Raw genomic sequence first — 20,684 nt, forward strand, 5'->3', positions numbered from 1 at the left:
GGAGCGTTTTCAATTTATTTCAATTCAGATTCATTTTCTTGAAACAAATCTGGAACTGACCAATATCTTTCGCCAGTGTCATAATTAAAGGTCAAAACTTTAGCGCCTTTTGGTAATTCTGGTAATTTTTTCGCAATTGCAGCAAGAGAAGCACCGGTAGAAATTCCTGCTAAAATTCCTTCTTGAGCAGCTAATTTTCTAGCAAAATCAAAAGCTTCTGCTTTTTCTACTTGAATTACACCGTCTAGAATTTCAGAATTCAGCACTTTTGGCACGAAACCAGCACCAATTCCTTGCAAAGGATGTGGACCGGGATTTCCACCGCTTAAAACTGGTGAATCTGTAGGTTCTACGGCATAACTTTTCAGATTCGGGAATTTCTCTTTTAGTACTTCTGTTACGCCGGTAATGTGACCGCCAGTTCCTACACCTGTAATCACGTAGTCAAATCCTTCTGGGAAATCTGCCAAAATTTCTTGAGCAGTAGTATTTTTATGAATTTCTGGATTTGCATCATTTTCAAATTGCTGTGGAATCCATGAATTTTCAATTGTAGAAGCTAGTTCGTAGGCTTTTTTCACCGCACCATTGGTTCCCAATTCTCTAGGAGTTAAAACAAATTCAGCGCCATACGCAGACATTAATTTTCTGCGTTCCACAGACATAGATTCTGGCATTACCAAAACTAATTTGTAACCTTTAACCGCGCAAACCATTGCTAAACCAACACCTGTGTTTCCCGAAGTAGGTTCTATAATCAGGGTATCTTTATTAATTTTTCCTTCTTTTTCCGCCGTTTCTATCATCGCAAGAGCAATTCTGTCTTTGATGCTTCCACCAGGATTTTGGCGTTCTAGTTTCATCCACACTTCTACATCACTCCCGAAAATCTTATTTAATTTTACCAAAGGAGTGTTGCCAATCACTTCTAGTACATTATTAACTTTCATATTTTTTAAATTTTAAATATTATTAATTTGGGCAGCTAGAACTTCGTTCGTAAATTTCAATAAAAGCATTCGCTCTTATTTCATTTATGCCTTCCACTCCCGCTTTTTTAAAATTTTTTCCTCACTAACTCTCCTAAAGGAGAGAACCAAAAAATTTTAAAAAGAGCTCCGTTCAAGTCGGGCTGCAAGTTTCGTTATCTTAATTAAATTCAGTTTTTTATTTGCCTCAACCTCTATATTTACCTCTACCACAACCTCAACTTCAACCTCTACCTCAACCTCAACCTTTACCTTTACCTTTACCTTTACCTCAACCTTAGCCTTTACCTAAATAAAGTAGTTAATTGGTTCATCACCCGGAAATTTGTTTCTCACCGTCACTTGACCTTTATGAAAAACCACCGAATTTTTCGGTAGACTGTCTGTAATCCAAACGTTTCCACCGATGATGCTGTTCTCGCCAATCACAGTTTCTCCTCCTAAAATAGTAGCATTCGCATAAATAACTACACCATTTTCTATGGTAGGATGTCTTTTGGTATTGGCAATTTCTTTAGAAACAGAAAGCGCTCCCAATGTGACTCCTTGATAAATTTTGACACCATTTCCAATTTCTGAGGTTTCACCAATTACAATTCCCGTACCATGATCGATGAAGAATGGCGAACCAATGGTAGCACCAGGATGAATGTCTATTCCTGTTTTGCTGTGCGCCAACTCTGTCCAAATTCTAGGAATCAACGGAATTTTTTCCAGTTGCAATTCGTGAGCTAATCTGTAAATTGCAATCGCATAAAAACCGGGATAGGAAAAAGTGACTTCTTCTACAGAGGTTGCAGCTGGGTCATTTTCTAGTGCAAAAGCGGCGTCTTGTTCTAAAGTTTTATAAATTTCTGGAAATTTGGTGAAAAAATATTCTCCACATGCTGTGGCTTTTTCTTTGTCATCAAAAACAGAATACAAAATCTTGATAAAATCTATTTTAAATTGCTGTAATCTATTGGCAATTTCATTTTCTGAAGCACATCTTTGAAGCTCTAGAAAAAACACGAATCTGAAAAAATCATCGATAAAGGTTTCGATTTTCTTTTTATCTAAATCATATTTTCTGTTAGAATATCCGTCTTGTAAATGCTTCAAAAAATTTTCCATCCTTCAAAATTTAAAACAAAGGTAAGCAATGTCTCTGTTTTTGTCCTTGATTTATGGTAATTTTTACATCTATTTACACGATTGAAAAATTTTAAAATTAGGATGTAATTCATATCAAGAAAATTGTCTAATCCTCAAATAATCATTAAATTTGAGCAACTTAATTTTAAACTTTAAAAAAATAAAAAAAATGAAAGTAACTGTAGTTGGAGCAGGAGCTGTAGGTGCATCTTGCGCAGAATATATTGCTATGAAAAACTTCTGTTCAGAAGTAGTTTTAGTAGATATTAAAGAAGGTTTTGCTGAAGGTAAAGCAATGGATTTAATGCAAACTGCTTCTTTAAATGGTTTTGATACTAAAATTACGGGAACAACTGGTGATTATAGTAAAACTGCCGGTTCAGATGTAGCGGTAATCACTTCTGGTATTCCTAGAAAACCAGGAATGACTAGAGAAGAGTTAATCGGTATCAATGCAGGAATTGTAAAAGATGTAACGGCTAATTTAGTAAAACATTCTCCTAATGTAACCATTATCGTGGTTTCTAACCCAATGGATACTATGGCTTACCTAGTTCACAAAACTTCTGGTTTACCAAAACATAAAATCATTGGAATGGGAGGTGCTCTAGATTCTGCAAGATTCAAATACAGATTAGCAGAAGCTTTAGAAGCTCCAATTTCTGATGTAGATGGAATGGTAATTGCAGCACACTCAGATACTGGTATGCTTCCTTTATTATCTAAAGCAACTAGAAACGGTGTTCCTGTAACTTCTTTCTTATCTGAAGAACAACAAGCTTATGTAGTAGAAGAAACCAAAGTAGGTGGAGCTACATTAACTAAATTATTAGGAACTTCAGCTTGGTATGCACCAGGTGCAGCAGTTTCTGTAATGGTTCAGGCAATTGCTTGTGACCAAAAGAAAATGATTCCTTGTTCACTTATGTTAGACGGAGAATACGGACAATCTGATATTTGCTTAGGTGTTCCTGCGATTATCGGGAAAAATGGAGTAGAAAAAATCGTAGAAATCGAATTAACTGAAGCAGAAAAAGAAAAATTTGCAACTGCTGCAGCAGCAGTAAGAGAAGTAAATGGAGATTTAAAATTCTAAAAAATCTTTTTTTGAAATAAATAAAACGCATCTTTTAGGTGCGTTTTTTTATTGTAATTTTGAGAAAAACTAATTTTATGAAAAAAGAGTTCATCGTTTTCTTTTTCTTTATTTTATTCGGAAGCTTTTCAGCGCAAGATGATTGTGTTTTTAATGATGATTATGAAGGCTTAACCAGAGAAGTTCTTACAAATTATAATAAAAATTTGAAGATAAAATTTAATCCCAAAAATAAAATAACCACAACTCAACTTAATACTGGAGAAATTCTTAATTTATCAATTGGAGGTTGTGACCATTTTAATTATTTTGGGGAAATTACAAGTGAGATTGATTTTAAAAATCAAAAACAACTTCAAGAGAAACTTATTTGGATGGTAAATCATTTTTTCGGAAAGAAATTTGGTGATGATTACCAAAAAATCATTAAGAATCATCAATTTAAATTATCTCAAAATTCTACTTCTACTAAAAAGATTTTTGAAATAGAATTTAAAGACCAAAAAGAATCTAATATCATTTACGAAACTTTTATTTTTGAAAAAATTAACTCAAAAAAAACTAAAATTTCAACTTCAGTTTACATGAACTAAGTATCTTTGTCACAATTAAAAATTTCTAGAAAAATGCTTAGAAAAATTAGCACTCTTGCATTGGTAACATTGGCTTTGTTATCTGTAGATGCACAAAAAAATAAAAATACTCAATACAATGATGGTGTAGAAAGACCAAAATTGGTGGTAGGAATTGTGGTAGACCAAATGCGTTGGGATTTCTTGTATAAATATCAAGCAAAATATGGAAACGGTGGCTTCAAAAGATTATTAAATGAAGGCTACAGTTTTAATAATGTGATGATAGATTACATTCCTACGGTTACTGCATTAGGTCATACTTCTATTTATACAGGTTCTGTTCCATCGATTCACGGAATTGCTGGAAACGATTGGACTGATAAAGAAACAGGTAAAAATGTTTACTGTACCACAGATGAAACGGTAAATGCTGTAGGAACAGAAGCTAAAAAAATAGGTCAGCATTCCCCTAGAAATCTTTGGAGTAGTACCATTACAGACCAGTTAGGAATTGCAACCAATTTTCGTTCAAAAGTAGTGGGCGTTTCATTAAAAGACAGAGCTTCTATTTTACCAGCAGGTCATAATCCTACTGCGGCTTTTTGGTTTGATGAAACCACAGGGAATTTCATTACTTCTGATTATTATTTGAAAGAATTACCACAGTGGTTGAATGAATTTAACAAAGAAGAAAACGGTAAAAAATTAGTTGCAAAAGGTTGGAAAACATTACTTCCTATCTCAGAATATTTCGAAAGTACAGAGGATAATGTTGCATGGGAAAGCCTTTTAGGAAGTGCTAAAACACCTACTTTTCCTTATGAAAATTTAGCGAAAGATTATGATGCAAAAAAAGGAGTCATCAGAACCACACCTTTTGGAAATTCTTTAACCCTAAAAATGGCAGAAGCTTCTATCGATGGTTACGGAATGGGTGAAGACCAAATTACAGATTTCTTAACAATTAATATCGCTTCTACAGATTATGTAGGTCATGCTTTTGGCCCCAATTCTATAGAAATAGAAGATACATATTTAAGATTAGATCAAGACTTAGAAGCGTTTTTCCAACAGTTAGATAAAAAAGTAGGAAAAGGAAACTATTTAGTATTCTTATCTGCAGATCATGGTGCTGCACATTCAGAAGGTTATATGCAAGCCAATAAAATGGCAACAGGTTTCTTTGGTGAAGGTTTAGAAAAAACACTTAATGATGAACTTGAAAAAAAATATGCAGGAAGTAAATTGATTTTAGGAATTGATAATTACCAAGTTTATCTTAACCAAAATGTTATCAAGGAAAAAGGATTAGAAGCAGATGAGGTAAAGAAAACCATTCTTGGTTTGCTGAATAAAGATAAAAGAGTATTGTATGCAGTAGATTTAGAAGAAGTAGCAGAAGCCGCAATTCCTGAACCGATTAAAACCAGAATCATCAATGGTTATAACTGGCAAAGAAGTGGAGATATTCAAATCATTACACATGACAGCATGTTGCCAACTTATGCTAAAAAAGGAACTACTCACAGTGTTTGGAATTCATACGATGCTCACATTCCATTAATTTTTATGGGTTGGAAAGTTAAAAATGGACAAAGTGCAAAACCATATCACATGACAGATATTGCACCAACTCTAGCTCAAATGCTAAAAGTTGAAAATCCAAGTGGGAACATAGGAAATCCTATTACAGAAGTTTTAGAGAAATAATAGATTTTCATCTAATACTATATTTTAAAATCGGGAACTCTTCTTTAAAATAAGAAAAAACCTACGGCGCGAGCAAAGCTCGCGCCGTAGGTTTTTGAATAATAATATTAAAGTGAAAAGGATTTTACTTTTTTACAGGCGGATAATTGGCCATAATCTCTGCTACAATCGCTGGAATTTGTTTTTGTTTAGATTTAGGAGAATCTACATTGATTCCGCTTCCTACACCTTGCCAAACTAATTTTCCAGTTTTAGCATCTACGATGTCAATAATCAAACTTCCTCTGTTGTAGTCGGTAGTCCAAGCTCTGCTCATTCCAACTCCCCAACCAAAAGGTCTTCCCCAACCGTAAACACCGAAACTAGGTTCTATTCTAGTATCTTCTATTTTTTTATGAGAAGCTTTTAGGTTTACAACTAAATCAGGAGTTTGAGAGGCTGATAAACCTTTCATTTGTAGGTTTTTAGCTACTTCGTTTAAAACACGGTCTTTGTCTAAATCATTCAGTTTTAAATCATCTACTCTAAACTGATATGTTTTATAAGAACTAAAATTGGCAGTTTCAGCATAATCTGTTCTCACATTAAATGGTGAACAAGACGTAATAAAAAGTGCTGCTGAAGCCAACAAAAGGAAAAAATATTTCTTCATTTTTTATGATTTATGTGGTTTTTTCTCAATTTTTTTAAAAGAATCAGTCTTTTTATCATAACCATAAGGACAATGTTTACAACCACTTTTACAGCAATAACCGCGTTTTAAGTGGTATCTTTCGGTGAAAACTTTGTAGCCTAATTCATTATAATAAAAATCTTCGCCTTCTACTAATTCTTTATCAAATTTCATTCCATAAAATTACAAAAAATTCAATCATATTTTTAAATCATTGTGATAATTGCTCCTTTTAACTTTTCATATCTTTGTTCTATGATTATTTTGAGTTTACGCCTTCTCCGAAAGACTAGAATCAACGGAATTACCATTTTTCCGTTCATTTTTCTTCGTGAATCATCGTTTAAGGAAAATAAAATACTCATTAATCACGAAAAAATACACATTCGTCAGCAATTAGAACTCCTCATTATTTTCTTTTATTTGTGGTATGTAATAGAATATTACTATTGGTATTTTAAGTTAAAAGACAAACATTTGGCTTACCGAAATATCAGTTTCGAAAGAGAAGCTTACGCTATGGAAGAAGATTTAAATTACCTCGAAACAAGAAAAATTTGGAGCTTTTGGAAATACAGAGTGTGATTTTTAATGAAAGCATAAAAACATGAATTTACCCAAAAATAAAATTCCTATTGTAGAAATTCCTATCGGAAAAAAAGTAAGACTTTTCATCAAAAGAGAAGACCTTACTCATCCCGAAATTTCAGGAAATAAATATTGGAAAATGTTCTATAACGTCAAAAAATATTTAGAAAAAGAAGTTTCAGAAAGGAAAATCATCACTTTCGGAGGGGCTTTTTCTAATCATATTGCAGCAGCTGCAGCTTTGGGAAAAGAATTTGGCATCGAAACTCTAGGAATTATCAGAGGAGATGAATTAGAAAACTCTTGGCAAGAAAATCCCACCCTTTCTTTAGCGCACAAAAACGGAATGACTTTCAGATTTGTAACCCGAGAAACTTATAGAGACAAGGAAACTTTGATGAAAAACCTTCAAGAAGAATTTCCCGAAAGTTTGGTAGTTCCAGAAGGCGGGACTAATGAAAATGCGGTGGAAGGAATTCAGTTTATGCTCAATGAAGAAACTCAAGATTTTGACTATCTTTGCAGCGCTATAGGAACAGGAGGAACCCTTTCAGGAATTTCTAAATTTGCTGAAGAACATCAAAAAGTGTTAGGTTTCAAAGCGGTAAAAGATGAATCTTTAGAAAAAAGGATTTTAAATTTTTCTAAAAGACAAAATTTCACCATTTTTGATGCATCAGATGGAGGTTTTGGCAAAATAACAGACGAAAATATACGTTTTATAAATAAATTTTATCAAGATTTTGGCATTATTTTAGAGCCTGTTTACACTGGAAAAATGCTGAGGAAGATTTTTGAACTCATAGAAGAAGATTATTTCCCAGAATATAGCAAGATTTTAGCTTTTCATACAGGAGGTTTGCAAGGAATAAAAGGCGCAAACGAAATGTTGAAAAAGAAAAACAGAAATTTAATAAAAGTTTTATAGATATTGAGTTCAGTAGGAACGAAAGGTTTGTAGAAAAACATCATTATCAATAGGAAGTTCCGTAGGAACGACACATAAATATGAAGAAACTCATTTTAATATTTTCAATTGCCTTGTTTTCAAATATCCAAGCCCAAACTTGGAAAACCGAAGACCAATACATTCAGCGATTTGCACAATATGCTGTAGAAGAAATGGAATTATACAATATTCCCGCTTCTATTACTTTGGCGCAAGGACTTTTAGAAACAGGTGGTGGCCAGTCTAGATTGGCACAAGAAGGGAAAAATCACTTCGGGATTAAGTGTAAAGAAAACTGGACGGGCAAAACTATGAGTCATACTGATGACGCACCAAATGAATGTTTCCGTGTCTATGAAGATCCTAGAGAATCTTACAGAGACCATTCTTTGTTTTTGGTGAATCGTCCTTTTTACAAAAATTTATTTCAACTTGACCCTAAAGATTATAACGCTTGGGCTCATGGATTGAAAAAAGCAGGTTATGCGACCAATCCTAGATACGCTTATATTTTGATCGATAAAATTCAGAAATATAAACTTTTTGAATTTGACTATATCAAGAAGGAACAAGTGACCGAAAAACTTTTGGCTTTGTATCCCGATTTGGTGAATGATAAAGAGTTTTTAGCGAAAAATTTACCAACTCCTAAAAAAGAAGAGGCTCCAAAAGTCGTAATCGATGCTCCAGAACCTGTAAAATTGACCAAAGAAGAAGTTTTATTATCGGTTCTGATGAAAGCACATCCTAATGAAGCTTTGAGATATATTGTAATTCCGATGGAACCAGATTATGACGATGCTTCGGAAGTAAACTTACAAGATATTTCTAAAAAATATGGCGTTTCTACTTCTAAATTAATGAAATGGAACGAGCTTTCTTCTCAAACTTTGAAAGAAGGACAAATTCTCTTCCTCGAAAAGAAAAATTCTAGCGGAAGTGTAGAAACTTATCGCGCCGAAAAAGGAGATAATATGTATTCTATCGCTCAGAAATTTGCAATAAGACTCGATAAACTTTATGACAAAAACCGCATGGAATATGGAGATAAAGTAAAAGAAGGTCAATTAATTTATCTTAAAAATAGAAAACCTAGATAAAATCATTTAACTCATAATTTATAACTCATAACTTTCAAAAAATGTTATATCAAAGAAGTTCGGCTTTATTTGAAGAGGCGTACAAATATATTCCAGGAGGTGTTAATTCGCCAGTTCGTGCATTCAAATCTGTAGGAGGAGTTCCTATTTTTATGAAATCTGCGAAAGGTGCTTATTTAACAGATGCAGATGACAGAACGTATGTAGATTACATCAATTCTTGGGGACCAGCAATTGTAGGTCACGCTCATGATGAGGTAGTAGAAGCGGTAAAATTACAAGCAGAAAAAGGCTTTTCTTTTGGTGCGCCTACAGAATTAGAAACCGAAATTGCAAAATTTATCATCGAAAATGTTCCGAATATTGACCAAATCAGAATGGTTTCTTCGGGTACGGAAGCTTGTATGAGCGCCATCAGATTAGCAAGAGGTTATACAGGAAGAGAGAAAATTATCAAATTTGAAGGTTGCTATCATGGTCATTCAGATTCATTTTTGATTAAAGCAGGAAGTGGAGCTGCCACTTTTGGGAACCCAAATTCTCCAGGAGTAACTTCTGGAACGGCAAAAGATACACTTTTAGCAAAATACAATGATATAGAACAAGTTCAGGATTTGTTTCGTCATAATCAAGGTGAAATTGCCGCGATAATTGTAGAACCAGTTGCTGGAAATATGGGTTGCGTTTTGCCAGAAAATAATTTCCTTCAAAATCTAAGAAAAGTTTGTGATGAAAATGGCGCTTTATTGATTTTTGATGAAGTAATGACGGGTTTCAGATTGGCTTTTGGTGGCGCACAAGAATTGTACAATGTAAAAGCAGATATCGTGACTTACGGAAAAGTTATTGGCGGCGGAATGCCAGTTGGTGCTTTTGCTGCAAGAAACGAAATCATGAATAAACTTTCGCCAAGAGGTGATGTTTACCAAGCGGGAACTTTAAGTGGAAATCCTCTCGCAATGAGAGCAGGTTTAACTACACTTCAATTGATCAAAAACAATCCTAATTTCTACGAAAAACTCAATAAAACTACAGAAACGCTTGATTTTGAAATTGGCAAAATTCTCAATGAGAAAGGGATTGCCCATAAAATCAATAGAAAAGGAAGTATGATGAGTATTTTCTTCCATACGAATAGGGTTTCTAATTTTGAGGAAGTTGCAGATTCTAACCATTCACTTTTCAATAATTTCTTCCATCAATTGTTGGCTCAGGGAATTTATCTTCCGCCAAGTGGTTATGAAACGTGGTTTATTTCAGACGCAATAAACGATGTAGAAATTGATAAAACGCTTGAAGCCGTTAGAAATTTTGATTATTCTGATAAAGTAGAAGACTAAAATAAAATCCCTCAAATTTTTGAGGGATTTCTCTTAATATTCTTAATACCTTAATTGAAAACTTAATGGTAAAATATTTTTTTTCTCGCAGATTAAGCAGATCAAGCAGATTTTTTTAATTATAAACTAAATCAGCGCAATCAGCGAGAGATTTATAATTCCAAGCCTAAAAAAAGTTTCGCTTCGTTAATCACGAAATTTCTAGCTTCATCTTTATCATTGGCAATTTCACCTTCTAAAATCGCTTCTTTCACTTTTTCTTTTAAAATTCCAATTTCACGACCAGGTTTCAATTGGAACATTTCCATAATTTCTTCACCAGAAATCGGCGGTTGAAAATTTCTAACGTGGTCTTTTTCTTCCACTTCTTTGATTTTCTTCGCTACATATTCAAAATTTTTCTTAAATTTTTCTTGTTTCGAAGCATTTTTCGTGGTGATGTCTGCTTTACATAGCGTGAACAGATCTTCTAAATCTTCACCAGCATCAAAAAGCAATCTTCTCAAGGCAGAATCCGAAGTTCCATCATCAATCAAAGCAATCGGTCTGGATGAAAGTTTTACCATTTTTTGAACATATTTCATATCAGTTCCTAATGGTAATTTTAGTCTTGTAAATAGATTTTTCACCATCTTAGAACCTAGAAATTCGTGTCCGTGGAAAGTCCAACCAATTTTTTCTACAAATTTTTTAGTCGGAGCTTTTCCGATATCGTGCAATAAAGCAGCCCATCTCAACCAAAGATTATCGGTGTTTTTAGAAATATTGTCCACCACTTCCAAAGTATGCCAAAAATTATCTTTGTGCGTTTGTCCTTCTACTTCTTCAATGCCTCTTAAAGCGGTCAATTCAGGAATAATTTTTTCTAAAAGGGTAGTTTCTTCCATCAATTTTAAACCAACCGAAGGTTTTTCGCTCAACATAATTTTGTTGAATTCTACCATAATCCTTTCCATCGAAACAATTTTGATGCGTTCCGCTTCTTGTTTAATGGCTTCGAGAGAATTTTCTTCAATATTGAAATGTAAAACCGATGCAAATCTGATGGCTCTCATCATTCTCAGCGGATCATCAGAATACGTTTGTGCAGGTTCTAGAGGCGTTTTCAGAATTTTATTCTGCATGTCTTCTCTTCCGTTAAAAGGATCAATCAGTTCTCCAAAATTTTCAGCATTCAGAGAAATTGCGAGAGCATTTACGGTAAAATCTCTGCGTTTTTGGTCGTCTTCTAAAGTTCCGGTTTCTACCGCCGGTTTTCTGGAATCTTCGGAATAACTTTCTTTTCTGGCACCTACAAATTCTAAATCCAAATCTTGGTATTTAATCATTGCGGTTCCATACGTTTTGAACACAGAAACCTTCAAATCTCCGAGTTCTTTTCCTACCGCTTTTGCAAGTTCTATTCCGCTTTGTTCGGTTACGAAATCGATGTCTGTTGGTGCTTTTCTTTGCATCAACAAATCACGAACGTAACCGCCAACAATATAAACCGTTTGGTTATTTTCTTGAGCGACTTTAGAAATGATTTTAAAAAGTTTGAAATTTTTATTTTGGGTTAAATTGATTTTCATTTTTGTATAAAAACTCTCGCAGATTGAGCCGATTTTGCAGGTTTAATCTGCGGTTTCTGCTAAATCTGCGAGAAATTAATTTTTTGCAAAGATAGTGTTTTTTACTTTTTTGATTCTCTATATTGAAATTTGTTATTTCTAAAAACTAGAAAATAATTCATATCTAAAGCATCATAAGAATTTTTGATTTCTGTAACCTCAAACATTTTTTCGTTATCAGAAATTTTTATTGGATGTTCCCAATCTATAATAACATAGTTTGGTTGAGATTTTTTTACATTTTCAATTGATGAATTTTCAGGCAAATTGTCTGCCCAATTGATAAATTTATTTTGATTTCCATTACAAGAAATCAATAAAACTAAAATCAATAAAATTTTTAAATATTTCATCACTCTCTTAAAACTTTCACTCTTCCGTCACTCCAAACTTTTATCACTGATGAACCAGAATATTTAGAAACGATTTCGCGGTTTTCTTCTACTGCGTAATCTACCGCATCAATCAGTTCTTGCGAAATGTCAGAAAATTTCAATGGCGATTTGTCTCCGCTAAAATTGGCAGAAGTAGAAACCAAAGGTTTATTGAGTTTAGAAATCAATTTTTTACAAAAATCATCTTTCACCAATCTAATGCCAATACTTCCATCTTCAGCTAAAATTTCTTTAGGCAGATTTTTAGGATTTTCATAAACAATGGTAACTGGTTTTTCAGACAAATCAATAATTTGCCACGCCATTTCTGGAACATCTACCAAATTTTGTAATCGGCGTTCGTTTTCCACCAAAATAATCATGGATTTGGTTTTCTCACGCTTTTTGATTTCAAAAATTTTGTTGATGGCTTCTACGTTGGTTGCGTCACAGCCAATTCCCCAAATCGTATCAGTAGGATAGAGGATAACGCCGCCGTTTTTCAATATTTCTAGTGCTTTTTCCATAATTTTTTAAACTCGTTCTTATTGATTTTTTTCAAATATTCATTTAAATAATAAATGCCAATACTTAGTACTAACGCAAATAAATAATCCCCAATAAAATTTCTGTTCCATTCATAATTAAAATCTGTATGTTCAACAAAAAATAACTTGTAATAAGTTAATGGATAGCCTAAACTTAAATTAGGAGCATTGTTTTTATATATTGATTGTGCTAAATCATCAAAAATTGATAAAAATGAAAATGTTGAAAACAACAAAATTGATAATATGAAAACCTTTATGTATTTCATTTTAAATTCGGCAAATATCTTTCTTCAACGATTTTTAAATGATGGAAATTGTGTCCCACGATTAATCTTCCGATGGTTTCTACAGAAATTTCGTTTCCATTAGCTTTCCCCGTGTTGGAAAGTGCTACATTTTGTAAATTTTCGAAGAAAATGATAGATGTTTGTCTCACAATTCTGAATTCTTCTAATAAACTTGCCAAAGTTCTCTCATTGGCAAAAGAATTCTCTACAAATAGATTCTCGTCAAAACCAGATAATTCGGTTTGGTCTTTTCTGGCAAAACGAAGCGCTCTGTATTGGAAAATTTTTTCGGTGTCTATTAAATGAAGAAGCAATTCCTTGAGAGTCCATTTTCCTTCTGCGTATGCAAAAAGTGATTTTTCGTTGTCTAAACCAGAAAAAATCTGAATCGTTTCTGCTCCAGAATTGATCATTTCTTCCAACCAATTATCAGATGGAATTTGGTCTAAATATCTTTGAATATATTTTTGAAATTCAGTCATAACTATGTTTTAATAAGGTTAAGATGGATTGGTCCATTCATAAAAATTGGCGTGAGTATATTGCTCAAAACCACAACTTGGATAAAGTTGGTTGCCAATTTCGTTGGTTTTATCGGTTTCTAAAAGAATTCCGCAAGCTTTTGTTTCTATGCAAATTTTTTTTGCGCTTTCTATCAAAGCTTTAGAATGACCTTTTCCTCTGTGATTTTCATTGACGAATAAATCATTTAAAAGCCAATATCTTTTCATTCTTGTAGAAGAAAACAATGGATACAATTGAGTAAAACCCGTCAAAATTCCGTTTTCTTCTGCTACGAAAATTTCAGAATCTTGGTTTTCTAATCTTTCTTTTAGAAAATTCTCAGCACCTTCAATATCACTTTCCTTGTGATAAAAATTTCTGTATTGGTCAAATAAATTCGACAGTTGAGGTAAATCTTCTAAAGTCGCTTTTCTCGTCAACATAGATTTTTAATTAAAAGCTTGTTCTATATCCGCAATTAAATCTTCTGCATCTTCAATTCCGCAACTTAAACGAACCAAATCATCGGTAATGCCTAATTCTGCACGTTTTTCTGCAGGAATGGAAGCGTGAGTCATGAGTGCAGGATGATTTGCCAAAGATTCTACACCTCCCAAACTTTCGGCTAACGTGAAGACTTTCAATTTTTCTAAAAATTTGATAGAATCTTCCTTTTTACCTGATTTGAAAGTAAAAGAAATCATTCCACCGAAAGTTTTCATTTGTTTTTTTGCCAATTCTAACTGAGGATTGCTCGTTAAATTTGGATAAAAAACTTGATCTACTTTCGGATGATTTTGCAAAAATTCTGCAATTTTTTGTCCGTTTTCAGAATGTCTTTGAACTCTTAAAGCCAAAGTTTTAATACCTCTCAAAACCAAATAAGAGTCGTGAGGTCCTAAAATTCCGCCACTTGCAAACTGGATGAAGTGTAATTTTTCTCCTAATTCTGGAGTTTTAGCAATTAACGCTCCTGCAATGACATCAGAATGTCCGCCTAAATATTTGGTAGCAGAATGCATCACAATATCTGCACCTAAATCCAAAGGCGTCTGAATATAAGGTGTTGCGAAAGTATTATCCACCGCTAAAAGAATGTCTTTTCCTTTGATGAGTTCTGCAACTTTTTGAATGTCAACTAATTTCATTAAAGGATTGGTAGGTGTTTCTAGCCAAACCAATTTGGTTTTTTCGTTGATGAGCGGAAGAATATTTTTAGGATTTTCAAGATTTACGAAGTGAAATTTCAGTTGATATTTCTCAAAAAGTCTTGTAAACATTCTATAACTTCCGCCGTATAAATCGTCTACAGCGATGATTTCGTCTCCTGGATTTAATAATTTCAAAACGCAATCTATTGCTGCTAAACCAGAACCAAAAGCCAAACCTCTAGCTCCGTTTTCTATGGAAGCGAGTGCGTCTTCTAGTGCTTGTCTGGTAGGATTTGCCGCTCTAGAATATTCGTAACCTGAGTGTTGACCAGGCGAAGATTGTGCAAATGTAGAAGTTAGAAAAACAGGAACATTTACAGAACCTGTCACTTTTTCGTGGCTTTGATTGCCGTGTATTACTTTGGTATTGAATTTCATATTCTTAATGAGATAATTTGTTAATTAGGTAATGAGATAATTAATCTCTTTTATTTTTTGAGGTAATGATTATCTTGTTTGTTATATTTTCAATTTCTTTCAAATCTGTAATTAATTGATCACAATTTGGATAAGTTTTTGAAAATTTACACAGCAATAACCAATAGCCTGTTTCTTCAATCTCTTTTGCAGAGATTTTAAATTTATGAATAAAATCATTTTTACTTTCCGCATTTTGTGCTTCCCTTATATTTGCTCCTATTGAAGTGCCGGATTTTAGAAGTTGATTAGAAATGACGTACTTTTTTAAATTTTCTAATTGTTCACAATAATTAATAATGTCTAAAGCGAACTGAAAAGATTTTTCTAAAATAATGTTTGTTTTCATGAGATAATTATTAGTTTAAATCTAAATTAACAAATTATCTAATTATCTCATTCACAAATTATCACATTATTTAATTTTACTCATAAAAGCGAAATCTTCCGCAAATTCTTGAATTTTTTCGGCTACATCATCTTCGCCAGTTGCTCTTTGATAAGTATGACCAAGAGAAACAAAAATTTGATGAAGGAACATTTTCATTTGATCTACAGGCATATCTTTAGTCCATAAATCGATACGTAATGCTTCCATTGCTTTTTCGTCCCAAACTGAAATCATGGTGGCTTTGGTTTCTTGATTTTCTACACCACCATCTTGTGCATTCCATGTCATTCTTTCTGGAACGTGGTTTTCGTCTAATTCTACGTTGATTGTTATCTGTGTTTGTCTCATTTTTGTAATGTTATAAAATTGTAAAGTTGTGAAGTCGTAAAGTTGAAATCTAAAAAAGCGATTTTACAACTTTACAAATCTTCGATATTACGAATTAATTTTTAGGTTTATAATTACTATTGTTAAAAATTTCTGTTGCTGGTAAATGCAAGAATTTTTGCAAAGTTACCTCAGGATTTTTTTCTAAATATTGTCTGCAAATCTGCCAACCGATAAAAGCGCCCACTCTTGGTGAAGATTTTGGGTCTATTTCGGTGTAAAATTTTGAAAATGGAGCTTTTGCCAAAAATCTTTCGTCTAATCTATTGTCATCGCTAAAAAGCAGATCGTTTTCTACAAAATAATTCCAAACATTTTCTTCATTAGAAATCGCCCAAGATTGTTGGTCTTTAGAATAATGCATTTTGAATTGATCCATCGTTTCAGGAAGAAAAGCGTCTTGGAGAATCATTAATTTTCCAAAATTGATGATTTTGTCCAAAAATTTATTGTGGTCTGGAGTTGCAGGAACATAATCTGCAGCGATGGTTTCTGCTACTTTTGGCAAAACGTTTTGAGGCGTCATTTCTTTTCTCATGTAAACATCTATCCCTTCATAAAACTCTGATTTTTCGCCTAAAAATGCAGATAAATCTATGAACAGTACACCTTCATTTGGAACATATAAAATAGGTTCTTCATACAATTCTGTTGCCGAAGAAAACACGTAAACTTGTGGGTTTTGAAATTCAGGAAAATAGTATTTTATATGTGCAAAAAGTGTAGCCAATTGTTTTTCTAAATTCGCCAGATTATTTTTATTTAAGGCGTCTTTATAGACTCTTTTTTCGATGGCATCTGAACGTTTTTTCTCGTAAGTAGCATCAGGAACTTGTGGCGCCAAGAAAAAACCGAAATCTTTTTTGAAATTCTGAAACGGAATTTTATCATTATAAAAAGCTGCAGAAATATCAGTGATTTTTACAGGTTCAGTAGTTTTGATTTCTACATTCCAACGGTTTTCTGCCTCTTTATTACAAGAAAAAAGAAGTAGGGAAAAACTGAAAAGAAGAGTGTATGCAATATATTTTTTCATGGGCTAAAACATTTGACCAAACTAATCTGTGAGTTCGGTAAAATTTTAATTATTTTTACAAAAAATTAGTTTCGCAAAAATACAATAAAATGCAATCAGAAAAAATAATTGAAAGAATAGTTTCTTGGCTGAAAGATTATGCCGAAAAAGCAGGTGTAAAAGGTTATGTAATTGGAGTTTCTGGTGGGGTAGATTCTGGTGTAGTTTCTACACTTTGTGCCATGACTGGATTGAAAGTTTTGGCAATAGAAATGCCGATTCGTCAACAAAAAGATCAAGTTTCTCGTGCTTTAGAGCATATAGAATTTCTGAAAAATAAATTTCCAAATGTGGAAGGTTTTTCGGTAGACTTAAATGAACCTTTCGCAGCGTTATACAAAACTTTTGATGTAAAAGATAATGAATTTCCAGCCGAAAAATTGGCTTTTGCTAATACCAGAAGCAGATTGAGAATGCTGACGCTGTATTATTACGGACAAATCAATGGACTTCTCGTTTGTGGAACTGGAAATAAAGTAGAAGATTTCGGGATTGGTTTTTACACGAAATACGGAGATGGTGGAGTAGATGTTTCGCCGATTGCTGATTTATACAAAACCGAAGTGTACGCTTTGGCAAGAGCTTTAGATTTGCCAGAATCCATCAAAAATGCGATTCCTACAGATGGACTTTGGGATGTGGATAGAACTGATGAGCAACAAATTGGGGCAACGTATCCTGAATTGGAGAAAATCCAAAAAGAATGGGGAACGAAAACCGAAGCAGATTATTCTGGAAGAGACTTGGAAGTTTATAAAATTTTCAGCAGAATGCACAAAGCAGCACAACATAAAATGAATCCAATTCCTGTTTGTGATATTCCTGAAGAATGGAGAGATTAATTGAAAATTGATAGTTGAAAATTGAAAATGAATTTTCTCAAAACCAAATATTTTACGCCTATTGCTTTTCTGATTTTCTTTATGCCTTTTTTGGAAAGATGTATGAAAAAAGAGGTTGTTGAATTTGATGAAAATATTGATTCCGTTGCTATATTTCAAAATACGGATAAAGTTTCTAGTATAAGTAAGTTGTCAAAAATTGATTCTACAAGAATTAATTTAAATGAAAATAAAGAAATTGAAAACGAACTAATTTCAGAAAGTAGTAATAATTTAAATGCTTATGAAGTTGCGGAGTTTTTACCTTCTGAAGTTTTTAATAAAGAATTTGAAATTGGGAGTTTATTTTTTGGATATAGTTTCTACACCTATATTTTGTTACTTTCAATTTTAATGATTGTTTTTTCTTGGCGAAGAAAATTTTTGAGGGTTAGGAATTTGGCAGTTGCAAACATTATATTACTTGTTATTTCTACAATTTTATTAGTGAAATCAGGAGTAATTGATGAATTTGAAGATATAAAATACGGAACGTATGTTTTTATAATGTATTCAATATTAATAATATATATTTCAAATAAAGAAAATTTAGAACCAAAAAAACTTGAAACCATAAACTAAATATTTATGCAAAACAAAAAATCTTTTCTCTATATTTTTCTGGCATTTTTAGCTGGAATGTTGATTATGTATCTTTTCAATAACTACAAAATTGAGAAGAAAACAGAACAGAATAATCAAGAGATTTCTTACCAAAAATCTGAAAATCAGAATCAAGACAATTCTTATTCTTACGAAGATTCATCAAAGAAAAACAAAGACAATTTCGAAAGAGAAACTTCTGATTTTTCTAATGAAAATAATGATTCAAGTAATCATATTGATGAACTTACCAATGATGAATTAGTGGTGAAATATCTAAAAGAACACGGGGAATTACCCGATTATTACATCACAAAATCAGAAGCAAAATCTATGGGTTGGGTTCCAAGCAAAGGAAATCTTTGCGAAGTTGCTCCCGGAAAAGCTATTGGTGGTGATGTTTGGACGAACCGACAAAAATCGCTCCCAACAAAATCCGGAAGAAAATATTTCGAAGCAGATCTTAATTACAATTGTGGGAATAGAAATGCAGATAGAGTGGTTTTTTCTAATGATGGTTTGGTTTTCGTAACATTTGATCATTACAGAAGTTTCGAGGAAAAATAAATTTGCTGGAAGTTGGATGTTGGAAGCGAGATGTTTACTAACTTTGAAACTTGAAATAAAATTATGGAAGTATATATAGATTTTTTAGAAATTGGTGATTACGAGGATTTTTATGCTCAACTCAAAGAAAAATTGACTTTACCAGAGCATTTCGGGGATAATCTTGATGCGCTTTTTGATGTGATTACAGGCGAATTAGAAATGCCGCTACATTTAGAATTTGTAAATATGAGCGTAGAGCAATTAGAAATTTTCGAAGATTTACTCACTACTTTAGAAGATGCCGAAGATGAGGTAGAAGATTTTACTTTTGCCTATTATCTAGAGCAATACGAAGATGAAGAATAATTTTAATTAACATTTTGAGACATAATAAACTGCGCCCCGAAATTCTTCGGGGCGCGGTTATTTTTAATTCATTTGATATGAGATTGACTGCTAAATTATTTTAAAAGAGATGTTAAATCTACACCTTCTACAGTTGACCAATTTCCGCCAGTGATAGAAACTTTAGCTACTGCAGAATTGGTAATTGTTTTTGGAGCAGTAGAAGTGAATCCAGAATAACCCCAAACTCCTGCATTGTCAGAATTTACAACATTAATAGGAGTTACCGCAATTTTTCCAGCGATTACTTGGCTTACATCCGTTGGTGAATCTTGGATAAGAACTGGATATGCATTTTTACCACCCGTATTTTTGTAACCTTCTATGTAAACATTTGAAAATTTACCATTTCCATGTTTTTTAAATTGGATTGCTGAAATTTCAGAAGAACCAGCAACTTCTGGATTTGTACCTGCCGCTCTAATTAATGTAACACCTGCTACTTTAGGGAAGTTAGCATCAGCATTGTTAGAAGATTCTATTTCCATACCGAAGTTTCCTGTTCCTGTTTGGTAAGCGAACCAATTGCTGTTGTCTTGTCCGTACCAACCATCTTGCCAGTCAAAAGAATCATCAAAATTTCCGTAAGAAATGAAGTTTTTAGCAGAAACAGTTCCTCCGAAAAATTCTACGCCATCATCTGTACCTTTGTAAGAAACGATGTTTTCTACAATAGTTCCAGAACCTACAGCATAGAAAGTAATATTATTAAATTCTGAGGTTCCATCTCCAATTTTTTTACCACCATATTCTACTCTAATATATCTGTAAACACCTGAGTTAGAACCTACATCAGTACCTCCATAAATTTGATTTAATCCATCTTCAGAAGTTGCAGTAGAGCCACCTCCGTTAGCTTTGATAGGAGCATCACCGTAGATTGTGATGCCGCACCAATCTCCAGGTTTTTTAGATTCTGTAGTGAAAACGATAGGTTCAGTAGCTGTACCTTCCATATATGCTTTTGCACCTTTTAGGATAATTAAACCACTGGTTGTAGTAGTTTTAGCATAAAAAGTAGCTCCTGGTTCTATAGTAAGTTTTACTCCGTCTGTTATTCTTACCAATCCATCTATATAGTAAGTTCCTTTTTTGATGGTTAAGTCTTTAGTAATTGTTCCATTTAGTGTTCCAGAACCAGACATTACAGAACCAGTAGTAGTTCCTGAACCATCTGTAGTAGGTTTGTCTGAATCTTCTCTAATTTCTACAGTACAAGATTGCAATGAAATTGTGAAAACTGTAGCTAATGCTAATAATTTGAAAATGTTCTTTTTCATATTAA

26 protein-coding genes are annotated in these 20,684 nt (G+C 33.1%); 11 read left to right on the plus strand and 15 right to left on the minus strand.

Annotation, left to right across the window (positions count from 1 at the left end; translation table 11 throughout):
- Nucleotides 1–14 precede the first annotated feature (14 nt).
- Nucleotides 15–950, minus strand: coding sequence for a cysteine synthase A (cysK, locus tag ACT53I_RS01730; protein WP_069798709.1), 936 nt, complete (start codon nucleotides 948–950; stop codon nucleotides 15–17).
- Between the two features lie 327 nt (nucleotides 951–1,277).
- Nucleotides 1,278–2,102 (minus strand): serine O-acetyltransferase EpsC, encoded by an 825-nt coding sequence (gene epsC, locus ACT53I_RS01735; RefSeq protein WP_476078157.1) that lies wholly within the window; start codon nucleotides 2,100–2,102, stop codon nucleotides 1,278–1,280.
- A 190-nt stretch (nucleotides 2,103–2,292) separates the two neighbouring features.
- On the opposite strand from epsC, the gene ACT53I_RS01740 reads away from it, so the two are divergent.
- From ACT53I_RS01740 to pafA, 3 genes are all read left to right on the plus strand, one after another.
- Nucleotides 2,293–3,219: a malate dehydrogenase gene (locus tag ACT53I_RS01740; protein ID WP_213188556.1), complete on the plus strand. Its 927-nt coding sequence runs from the start codon at nucleotides 2,293–2,295 to the stop codon at nucleotides 3,217–3,219.
- Between the two features lie 77 nt (nucleotides 3,220–3,296).
- Complete coding sequence (locus ACT53I_RS01745) at nucleotides 3,297–3,812, plus strand: hypothetical protein (RefSeq protein WP_476078158.1); 516 nt, start codon at nucleotides 3,297–3,299, stop codon at nucleotides 3,810–3,812.
- A gap of 33 nt (nucleotides 3,813–3,845) precedes the next feature.
- Nucleotides 3,846–5,504, plus strand: coding sequence for an alkaline phosphatase PafA (gene pafA, locus ACT53I_RS01750; protein ID WP_476078159.1), 1,659 nt, complete (start codon nucleotides 3,846–3,848; stop codon nucleotides 5,502–5,504).
- Between the two features lie 124 nt (nucleotides 5,505–5,628).
- Here pafA and ACT53I_RS01755 read toward each other — a convergent pair whose 3' ends face one another.
- Both ACT53I_RS01755 and ACT53I_RS01760 read right to left on the minus strand, forming a co-directional pair.
- On the minus strand, nucleotides 5,629–6,156 hold the full coding sequence (locus ACT53I_RS01755) for a DUF4136 domain-containing protein (protein WP_476078160.1): 528 nt from the start codon (nucleotides 6,154–6,156) through the stop codon (nucleotides 5,629–5,631).
- A gap of 3 nt (nucleotides 6,157–6,159) precedes the next feature.
- On the minus strand, nucleotides 6,160–6,351 hold the full coding sequence (locus ACT53I_RS01760; protein WP_104792305.1) for a DUF5522 domain-containing protein: 192 nt from the start codon (nucleotides 6,349–6,351) through the stop codon (nucleotides 6,160–6,162).
- 81 nt (nucleotides 6,352–6,432) lie between these two features.
- Here ACT53I_RS01760 and ACT53I_RS01765 point away from each other — a divergent pair, with 81 nt between their 5' ends.
- From ACT53I_RS01765 to hemL, 4 genes are all read left to right on the plus strand, one after another.
- Nucleotides 6,433–6,762, plus strand: a complete 330-nt coding sequence (locus tag ACT53I_RS01765) for a hypothetical protein (protein WP_476078161.1) — start codon at nucleotides 6,433–6,435, stop codon at nucleotides 6,760–6,762.
- Between the two features lie 22 nt (nucleotides 6,763–6,784).
- Nucleotides 6,785–7,693 carry a 1-aminocyclopropane-1-carboxylate deaminase/D-cysteine desulfhydrase gene (locus ACT53I_RS01770; protein WP_476078162.1) on the plus strand — a complete coding sequence of 303 codons (909 nt, stop codon included), beginning with the start codon at nucleotides 6,785–6,787 and terminating at the stop codon, nucleotides 7,691–7,693.
- Between the two features lie 80 nt (nucleotides 7,694–7,773).
- Entirely contained in the window at nucleotides 7,774–8,814 is a 1,041-nt protein-coding gene (locus ACT53I_RS01775; protein WP_476078165.1) for a glucosaminidase domain-containing protein, read from the plus strand.
- A gap of 41 nt (nucleotides 8,815–8,855) precedes the next feature.
- A complete protein-coding gene (gene hemL, locus ACT53I_RS01780) occupies nucleotides 8,856–10,154 on the plus strand; it encodes a glutamate-1-semialdehyde 2,1-aminomutase (protein ID WP_476078168.1) in 1,299 nt (432 codons plus the stop codon).
- 152 nt (nucleotides 10,155–10,306) lie between these two features.
- Here the strand turns inward: hemL and ACT53I_RS01785 are convergent, their stop codons facing one another.
- The 10 genes from ACT53I_RS01785 to gldB all read right to left on the minus strand — a co-directional run bounded on the left by ACT53I_RS01785 (nucleotide 10,307) and on the right by gldB (nucleotide 16,922).
- Complete coding sequence (locus tag ACT53I_RS01785) at nucleotides 10,307–11,725, minus strand: CCA tRNA nucleotidyltransferase (RefSeq protein WP_476078170.1); 1,419 nt, start codon at nucleotides 11,723–11,725, stop codon at nucleotides 10,307–10,309.
- 101 nt (nucleotides 11,726–11,826) lie between these two features.
- Nucleotides 11,827–12,117, minus strand: a complete 291-nt coding sequence (locus tag ACT53I_RS01790) for a hypothetical protein (RefSeq protein ID WP_476078172.1) — start codon at nucleotides 12,115–12,117, stop codon at nucleotides 11,827–11,829.
- Nucleotides 12,117–12,665 carry an L-threonylcarbamoyladenylate synthase gene (locus tag ACT53I_RS01795; RefSeq protein ID WP_476078174.1) on the minus strand — a complete coding sequence of 183 codons (549 nt, stop codon included), beginning with the start codon at nucleotides 12,663–12,665 and terminating at the stop codon, nucleotides 12,117–12,119. Before ACT53I_RS01795 ends, ACT53I_RS01790 begins: the two co-directional genes overlap by 1 nt.
- Complete coding sequence (locus ACT53I_RS01800) at nucleotides 12,650–12,955, minus strand: hypothetical protein (RefSeq protein ID WP_476078176.1); 306 nt, start codon at nucleotides 12,953–12,955, stop codon at nucleotides 12,650–12,652. The genes ACT53I_RS01795 and ACT53I_RS01800 overlap by 16 nt, the downstream gene beginning before the upstream one ends.
- Entirely contained in the window at nucleotides 12,952–13,458 is a 507-nt protein-coding gene (locus ACT53I_RS01805) for a DinB family protein (RefSeq protein WP_476078178.1), read from the minus strand. The genes ACT53I_RS01800 and ACT53I_RS01805 overlap by 4 nt, the downstream gene beginning before the upstream one ends.
- Nucleotides 13,459–13,476: 18 nt before the next feature.
- Nucleotides 13,477–13,923: an N-acetyltransferase family protein gene (locus tag ACT53I_RS01810; protein ID WP_476078179.1), complete on the minus strand. Its 447-nt coding sequence runs from the start codon at nucleotides 13,921–13,923 to the stop codon at nucleotides 13,477–13,479.
- Between the two features lie 6 nt (nucleotides 13,924–13,929).
- Entirely contained in the window at nucleotides 13,930–15,069 is a 1,140-nt protein-coding gene (locus tag ACT53I_RS01815) for a trans-sulfuration enzyme family protein (protein WP_476078181.1), read from the minus strand.
- Nucleotides 15,070–15,109: 40 nt separating this feature from the next.
- Nucleotides 15,110–15,457 (minus strand): four helix bundle protein, encoded by a 348-nt coding sequence (locus ACT53I_RS01820; RefSeq protein ID WP_476078183.1) that lies wholly within the window; start codon nucleotides 15,455–15,457, stop codon nucleotides 15,110–15,112.
- 66 nt (nucleotides 15,458–15,523) lie between these two features.
- Entirely contained in the window at nucleotides 15,524–15,847 is a 324-nt protein-coding gene (gene gldC, locus ACT53I_RS01825) for a gliding motility protein GldC (RefSeq protein WP_476078184.1), read from the minus strand.
- Between the two features lie 94 nt (nucleotides 15,848–15,941).
- Nucleotides 15,942–16,922 carry a gliding motility lipoprotein GldB gene (gldB, locus tag ACT53I_RS01830; protein WP_476078186.1) on the minus strand — a complete coding sequence of 327 codons (981 nt, stop codon included), beginning with the start codon at nucleotides 16,920–16,922 and terminating at the stop codon, nucleotides 15,942–15,944.
- Between the two features lie 89 nt (nucleotides 16,923–17,011).
- On the opposite strand from gldB, the gene nadE reads away from it, so the two are divergent.
- From nadE to ACT53I_RS01850, 4 genes are read left to right on the plus strand one after another with little or no spacing between them, the layout of a single operon-like run.
- On the plus strand, nucleotides 17,012–17,803 hold the full coding sequence (nadE, locus tag ACT53I_RS01835) for an NAD(+) synthase (protein WP_476078187.1): 792 nt from the start codon (nucleotides 17,012–17,014) through the stop codon (nucleotides 17,801–17,803).
- A gap of 27 nt (nucleotides 17,804–17,830) precedes the next feature.
- Nucleotides 17,831–18,424 (plus strand): hypothetical protein, encoded by a 594-nt coding sequence (locus ACT53I_RS01840; RefSeq protein WP_476078188.1) that lies wholly within the window; start codon nucleotides 17,831–17,833, stop codon nucleotides 18,422–18,424.
- A gap of 6 nt (nucleotides 18,425–18,430) precedes the next feature.
- Nucleotides 18,431–19,012 carry a ribonuclease domain-containing protein gene (locus tag ACT53I_RS01845; protein WP_476078189.1) on the plus strand — a complete coding sequence of 194 codons (582 nt, stop codon included), beginning with the start codon at nucleotides 18,431–18,433 and terminating at the stop codon, nucleotides 19,010–19,012.
- Nucleotides 19,013–19,072: 60 nt separating this feature from the next.
- Entirely contained in the window at nucleotides 19,073–19,360 is a 288-nt protein-coding gene (locus ACT53I_RS01850) for a barstar family protein (protein ID WP_124878722.1), read from the plus strand.
- Between the two features lie 95 nt (nucleotides 19,361–19,455).
- On the opposite strand, the gene ACT53I_RS01855 is transcribed toward ACT53I_RS01850, so the two are convergent.
- Entirely contained in the window at nucleotides 19,456–20,679 is a 1,224-nt protein-coding gene (locus tag ACT53I_RS01855) for a hypothetical protein (RefSeq protein WP_476078190.1), read from the minus strand.
- Between the last annotated feature and the right edge of the window lie 5 nt (nucleotides 20,680–20,684).

The organism is Cloacibacterium sp. DMC96 (assembly GCF_056313765.1).

Excerpts from the sequence above, each read along its gene's own strand:
- cysK (WP_069798709.1), bottom strand. The coding sequence starts at position 950 with ATGAAAGTTAATAATGTACTAGAAGTGATTGGCAACACTCCTTTGGTA.
- epsC (WP_476078157.1), bottom strand. The coding sequence starts at position 2,102 with ATGGAAAATTTTTTGAAGCATTTACAAGACGGATATTCTAACAGAAAA.
- ACT53I_RS01740 (WP_213188556.1), top strand. The coding sequence starts at position 2,293 with ATGAAAGTAACTGTAGTTGGAGCAGGAGCTGTAGGTGCATCTTGCGCA.
- ACT53I_RS01745 (WP_476078158.1), top strand. The coding sequence starts at position 3,297 with ATGAAAAAAGAGTTCATCGTTTTCTTTTTCTTTATTTTATTCGGAAGC.
- pafA (WP_476078159.1), top strand. The coding sequence starts at position 3,846 with ATGCTTAGAAAAATTAGCACTCTTGCATTGGTAACATTGGCTTTGTTA.
- ACT53I_RS01755 (WP_476078160.1), bottom strand. The coding sequence starts at position 6,156 with ATGAAGAAATATTTTTTCCTTTTGTTGGCTTCAGCAGCACTTTTTATT.
- ACT53I_RS01760 (WP_104792305.1), bottom strand. The coding sequence starts at position 6,351 with ATGAAATTTGATAAAGAATTAGTAGAAGGCGAAGATTTTTATTATAAT.
- ACT53I_RS01765 (WP_476078161.1), top strand. The coding sequence starts at position 6,433 with ATGATTATTTTGAGTTTACGCCTTCTCCGAAAGACTAGAATCAACGGA.
- ACT53I_RS01770 (WP_476078162.1), top strand. The coding sequence starts at position 6,785 with ATGAATTTACCCAAAAATAAAATTCCTATTGTAGAAATTCCTATCGGA.
- ACT53I_RS01775 (WP_476078165.1), top strand. The coding sequence starts at position 7,774 with ATGAAGAAACTCATTTTAATATTTTCAATTGCCTTGTTTTCAAATATC.
- hemL (WP_476078168.1), top strand. The coding sequence starts at position 8,856 with ATGTTATATCAAAGAAGTTCGGCTTTATTTGAAGAGGCGTACAAATAT.
- ACT53I_RS01785 (WP_476078170.1), bottom strand. The coding sequence starts at position 11,725 with ATGAAAATCAATTTAACCCAAAATAAAAATTTCAAACTTTTTAAAATC.
- ACT53I_RS01790 (WP_476078172.1), bottom strand. The coding sequence starts at position 12,117 with ATGAAATATTTAAAAATTTTATTGATTTTAGTTTTATTGATTTCTTGT.
- ACT53I_RS01795 (WP_476078174.1), bottom strand. The coding sequence starts at position 12,665 with ATGGAAAAAGCACTAGAAATATTGAAAAACGGCGGCGTTATCCTCTAT.
- ACT53I_RS01800 (WP_476078176.1), bottom strand. The coding sequence starts at position 12,955 with ATGAAATACATAAAGGTTTTCATATTATCAATTTTGTTGTTTTCAACA.
- ACT53I_RS01805 (WP_476078178.1), bottom strand. The coding sequence starts at position 13,458 with ATGACTGAATTTCAAAAATATATTCAAAGATATTTAGACCAAATTCCA.
- ACT53I_RS01810 (WP_476078179.1), bottom strand. The coding sequence starts at position 13,923 with ATGTTGACGAGAAAAGCGACTTTAGAAGATTTACCTCAACTGTCGAAT.
- ACT53I_RS01815 (WP_476078181.1), bottom strand. The coding sequence starts at position 15,069 with ATGAAATTCAATACCAAAGTAATACACGGCAATCAAAGCCACGAAAAA.
- ACT53I_RS01820 (WP_476078183.1), bottom strand. The coding sequence starts at position 15,457 with ATGAAAACAAACATTATTTTAGAAAAATCTTTTCAGTTCGCTTTAGAC.
- gldC (WP_476078184.1), bottom strand. The coding sequence starts at position 15,847 with ATGAGACAAACACAGATAACAATCAACGTAGAATTAGACGAAAACCAC.
- gldB (WP_476078186.1), bottom strand. The coding sequence starts at position 16,922 with ATGAAAAAATATATTGCATACACTCTTCTTTTCAGTTTTTCCCTACTT.
- nadE (WP_476078187.1), top strand. The coding sequence starts at position 17,012 with ATGCAATCAGAAAAAATAATTGAAAGAATAGTTTCTTGGCTGAAAGAT.
- ACT53I_RS01840 (WP_476078188.1), top strand. The coding sequence starts at position 17,831 with ATGAATTTTCTCAAAACCAAATATTTTACGCCTATTGCTTTTCTGATT.
- ACT53I_RS01845 (WP_476078189.1), top strand. The coding sequence starts at position 18,431 with ATGCAAAACAAAAAATCTTTTCTCTATATTTTTCTGGCATTTTTAGCT.
- ACT53I_RS01855 (WP_476078190.1), bottom strand. The coding sequence starts at position 20,679 with ATGAAAAAGAACATTTTCAAATTATTAGCATTAGCTACAGTTTTCACA.